The 5,000-nt window shown below is 40.1% G+C and carries 2 protein-coding genes, 2 tRNA genes and 2 rRNA genes (1 of these 6 running past the window's edge); 1 reads left to right on the top strand and 5 read right to left on the bottom strand.

All coding sequences use genetic code 11. The annotated features are described in order from the left end of the window. A protein-coding gene (locus MTX53_RS12010) for a pyruvate, water dikinase regulatory protein (protein ID WP_244833998.1) crosses the window boundary here: on the bottom strand, positions 1-696 show its 5' portion. The gene continues 111 nt to the left of window position 1, outside the view; 696 of the gene's 807 nt are visible here — the first part of the coding sequence; its start codon is at positions 694-696; its stop codon lies beyond the left edge, outside the window. Between the two features lie 123 nt (positions 697-819). On the opposite strand from MTX53_RS12010, the gene MTX53_RS12015 reads away from it, so the two are divergent. Continuing rightward, entirely contained in the window at positions 820-1,557 is a 738-nt protein-coding gene (locus tag MTX53_RS12015) for a signal peptidase II (protein WP_244833999.1), read from the top strand. Positions 1,558-1,740: 183 nt separating this feature from the next. Here the strand turns inward: MTX53_RS12015 and MTX53_RS12020 are convergent. From MTX53_RS12020 to MTX53_RS12035, 4 genes are all read right to left on the bottom strand, one after another. Continuing rightward, positions 1,741-1,816: transfer RNA gene (locus tag MTX53_RS12020), tRNA-Lys, on the bottom strand. A 5-nt stretch (positions 1,817-1,821) separates the two neighbouring features. Further along, a tRNA-Lys gene (locus MTX53_RS12025) sits at positions 1,822-1,897 on the bottom strand. A 6-nt stretch (positions 1,898-1,903) separates the two neighbouring features. Beyond that, a 5S ribosomal RNA gene (gene rrf, locus MTX53_RS12030) occupies positions 1,904-2,020 on the bottom strand. 63 nt (positions 2,021-2,083) lie between these two features. Then, a 23S ribosomal RNA gene (locus tag MTX53_RS12035) occupies positions 2,084-4,992 on the bottom strand. Between the last annotated feature and the right edge of the window lie 8 nt (positions 4,993-5,000).

Genomic DNA, 5,000 nt, shown 5'->3' on the forward strand with positions numbered 1-5,000 from the left:
ATAATCAAGTTCTTTAAGGACTCTTTCATCATCTGCATATTGTATTCTTGCAGTTATTCTATGAAATTTATCAAGTCTCTTCTTTCTTATTTCTATAAGATGTAGTGGATCTATTTTAAGTCCAAACACTTTTCTTCTGTCTACTTCATATAATTCATCCGGTACACCAACTTCCGGCATTAAAGGAATATTTATAGCTTTGATCCCTTTGTTAGCAAGATACATGCATAGCGGAGTCTTTGATGTTCTTGAAAGTCCTATTAAAACAACATCCGCATTTTTTAGTCCTCTATAATCTTTGCTATCATCATATTGCATAGCAAATTCCATAGCTTCAATTCTCTTAAAATACACTTGATCGATTTTTCTCATAGCTCCAGGATTATACTGTGGTTTAGCATTAAGAATTGTTGCTGATATATTTATAAGTGGTCCTAATACATTAATAACAGAAATATTTCTTTCCATACCTCGCTCAGTGAGATATTCTCTTACATCAACTGTTATTATTGTTGATATTATTATTACTTCTTCACATTCTTCAGCTACTTTCATAACATCCGAAACATCTTCAAGATCTTTTACATATGGTATTCTTTTTACTTCTATTTTCTCAGCAAATTGACTTGCAGCTGCTCTAGCTACTTGATTTGCTGTCTCTCCTATTGAATCTGATACTGCTAAAAATGTAAGCATAAAATAACACTTCCTTTGCTTTTTATAAAAATATTTATTTTTTCCTTTCAATGTAATAATAGTGAATTTTGTTTTTACTTATGTTAAACTTTAAAGTAATGTAAACTTTTTAGGAGGTTCATTATGAAAAATAAATTTATTAATATATGTATTTTACCATTTATCTGGTCTATATATACAATATTTGAACTTTTTTCTGGGAGAATTAGTAACATACATACATTAGTTTTCAACATTTTTTTAGTTTTTTTATTCTTTCTTGTGAATATCTTTATTTATACTGTTGATAAAAAATATCCAATTGGAATTACTAAATCAAATAACATTATACTTTTAATAATAATTCTATTAGGATTAGATCAAGGTATTAAGCTTATAATTAAATTATTCTATTTTAATTCTTTTTTTCCTCTAATAGATAAGGCATTATATTTTAGTCCAATTATTAATACAAATGGTTCTTGGCTTAATGCACGATTTGGTACTTCATTAAGTTTTACTTTTCTAATAATAATCAATCTTATTGCTATTTTTCTTTTTACAGAAATATATAGATATTATCATCATAATGGGAATAAAAGTTTTTCAAGTGATATGGCTTATATTTTTATATTATCTGGAGCTATATGTTCCTTAATTGATAAGTTTTTTTATGGTGGAAGTTTAGATTTTATTGGAGTAAATAATTTATTTGTTGCTGATATAAAAGACATATATATAAATATAGGAATTGTTTTCTTCATTATGACATTACTAAATGAGAATTATCTTTCAGACGATACTGATTCTACAATCAAAGATGACTTGAATAGTTTAATTAAATTTATAAAATTTATAAGAAACGATATTTTTAAAAAATAAGTACTTAAAAAGAGCTATATAAAAATAAATTTCATACTAACTAATAAAAAGGCAGATTCAATTTATGAATCTGCCTTTTTTGAACATAATATTAAAATGTATTAAAACAATAAATACAAAAATAGTTTCTACATCAAAATGTAGAAACTATTATATAATAAAACTAAGCAATCTCTATTAAATTGGTGGCTTACCCGGGAATCGAACCCGGGACACCATGATTAAAAGTCATGTGCTCTACCGACTGAGCTAGTAAACCATAAATGGTGCGTCATCGGGGATTCGAACCCCGGACACCCTGATTAAGAGTCAGGTGCTCTACCAACTGAGCTAATAACGCATTCTAACCTGGCGACGTCTTACTCTTCCACACAGTCACCCATGCAGTACCATCAGCGCTATAGACCTTAACTGTCCTGTTCGGTATGGGAAGGAGTGTTACCTCTACGCCATCATCACCAGATATTTTTGAAAGATTTGTTCTTTCAAAATTGCATATAAATCATGTATTACAACTTTTTTTAATTTGGTCAAGCCCTCGACCTATTAGTATCAGTCAGCTAAATATATTACTATACTTACACCCCTGACCTATCAACCTTGTCGTCTTCAAGGGGTCTTACTAGCTTACGCTATGGGAAATCTTATCTTGAGGTGGGCTTCACACTTAGATGCTTTCAGTGTTTATCCCGTCCCGACTTAGCTACCCAGCTATGCTTCTGGCGAAACAACTGGTACACCATAGGTCAGTCCATCCCGGTCCTCTCGTACTAAGGACAGCTCCTCTCAAATTTCCTACGCCCGCGACGGATAGGGACCGAACTGTCTCACGACGTTCTGAACCCAGCTCGCGTGCCGCTTTAATGGGCGAACAGCCCAACCCTTGGGACCTACTTCAGCCCCAGGATGCGACGAGCCGACATCGAGGTGCCAAACCTCCCCGTCGATGTGAACTCTTGGGGGAGATCAGCCTGTTATCCCCGAGGTAGCTTTTATCCGTTGAGCGATGGCCCTCCCACGAGGTACCACCGGATCACTAAGCCCGACTTTCGTCCCTGCTCCACCTGTATGTGTCGCAGTCAGGCTCCCTTCTGCCTTTGCACTCTTCGAACGATTTCCGACCGTTCTGAGGGAACCTTTGGGCGCCTCCGTTACATTTTAGGAGGCGACCGCCCCAGTCAAACTGCCCACCTAACAATGTCCTGTCACCAGTTTCATGGCATCCAGTTAGAACTTCAGTACTGTCGGGGTGGTATCCCAACAACGACTCATTCAGATCTGGCGACCTGAATTCCCAGTCTCCCACCTATCCTGTACAGACAATACCGAAATTCAATGCTAAGCTACAGTAAAGCTCTACGGGGTCTTTCCGTCCAATCGCGGGTAACGAGCATCTTCACTCGTACTACAACTTCGCCGGATTTGCAGTTGAGACAGTGCACAAGTCATTACGCCATTCGTGCGGGTCAGAACTTACCTGACAAGGAATTTCGCTACCTTAGGACCGTTATAGTTACGGCCGCCGTTTACTGGGGCTTAAGTTCATACCTTCGCTTACGCTAAGTATTCCCCTTAACCTTCCAGCACCGGGCAGGCGTCAGCCCCTATACATCAGCTTACGCTTTAGCAGAGACCTGTGTTTTTGTTAAACAGTTGCTTGTGCCTATTCTCTGCGACCTGCTCTCGCAGGCACCCCTTATTCCGAAGTTACGGGGTCAATTTGCCTAGTTCCTTAACTGCAATTCTTCCGTCGGCCTTAGGATTCTCTCCTCATCTACCTGTGTCGGTTTGCGGTACGGGCACTACTTCTCTCTCTAGATGCTTTTCTTGGAAGCATGGAATCAGATACTTCGGTTCACAAGGAACCTTCCCCATCACACCTCAGAATTATAGGAACGGATTTTCCTGTTCCTACTCCCTAAATGCTTAGACTAGCGTCCAATAGCTAGCACATCTTATCCTTCTCCGTCACACCCTCGATAATAACGATGGTAGTGGTATTGGAATATCAACCAATTGTCCATCACCTACGCCTTTCGGCCTCGGCTTAGGTCCCGACTAACCCTCAGAGGACAAACCTTCCTGAGGAAACCTTAGATATTCGGCCTGTAGGATTCTCGCCTACATCTCGCTACTAATGCCAACATTCTCACTCGTAATCAGTCCACCGCTCCTTACGGTACGACTTCAACCCAATTACGACGCTCCTCTACCGCTCATACTAAAGTATGAACCCGTAGCTTCGGTGGTAAGTTTGAGCCCCGGACATTTTCGGCGCAGGATCTCTTGACTAGTGAGCTATTACGCACTCTTTTAATGAGTGGCTGCTTCTAAGCCAACATCCTAGTTGTCTTAGAAATCCCACATCCTTTTCCACTTAACTTACACTTTGGGACCTTAGCTGACGATCTGGGCTGTTTCCCTTTTGACCATGGAACTTATCTTTCATAGTCTGACTGCCGGACTGATAGTATATGGCATTCGGAGTTTGATAAGGTTCGGTAAGCTCTATGCCCCCTAGCCTATTCAGTGCTCTACCTCCACTACTCACATTTTCCGACGCTAGCCCTAAAGCTATTTCGAGGAGAACCAGCTATATCCGAGTTCGATTGGAATTTCTCCGCTATCCACAGCTCATCCCATGCTTTTTCAACAGCAACGTGGTTCGGTCCTCCACAAGGTTTTACCCTCGCTTCAACCTGGCCATGGATAGGTCACCCGGTTTCGGGTCTACAGCATGCAACTAGTCGCCCTATTAAGACTTGGTTTCCCTTCGGCTCCGTACCTTAAGTACTTAACCTTGCTACATACCGTAACTCGTTGGCTCGTTCTACAAAAAGCACATCATCACACACATAAGGTGCTCTGATCGGTTGTAGGCACATGGTTTCAGATTCTATTTCACTCCCCTCCCGGGGTTCTTTTCACCTTTCCCTCACGGTACTTCTTCACTATCGGTCATCAGGTAGTATTTAGCCTTGGGAGGTGGTCCTCCCAGCTTCCCACAAGGTTTCACGTGTCTCGTGGTACTCTGGTGCAGAACTTGAAGAATATGATTTTTACTTACAGGACTTTTACCTTCTACGGTCTAACTTTCCAGCTAGTTCAGTTAATTATATGTCTTCGTTATGTTCTGTCCGCAACCCCGGAAATAAATTTCCGGTTTGGGCTCCTTCCATTTCGCTCGCCGCTACTTTGGAAATCGATTTTTCTTTCTCTTCCTCTAGGTACTTAGATGTTTCAGTTCCCTAGGTTTACCCTCATAAAGCTATTTATTCACTTTACAATACATGGGGTTTCCCATGTGAGTTTCCTCATTCGGAAATCTCCGGATCTCAGACTATGTGCGTCTACCCGAAGCTTATCGCAGCTTATCGCGTCCTTCATCGGCTCCTGATGCCAAGGCATTCACCATGCGCCCTTTGTAGCTTGACCTTTATTAG

The sequence above is a fragment of the Clostridium sp. BJN0001 genome (assembly GCF_022869825.1).
In the GTDB taxonomy this organism is placed as follows: Bacteria; Bacillota; Clostridia; order Clostridiales; family Clostridiaceae; genus Clostridium.

Bases quoted from the DNA above. Each gene is read 5' to 3' on its own strand.
- MTX53_RS12015 (WP_244833999.1), top strand. From the start codon at position 820: ATGAAAAATAAATTTATTAATATATGTATTTTACCATTTATCTGGTCT.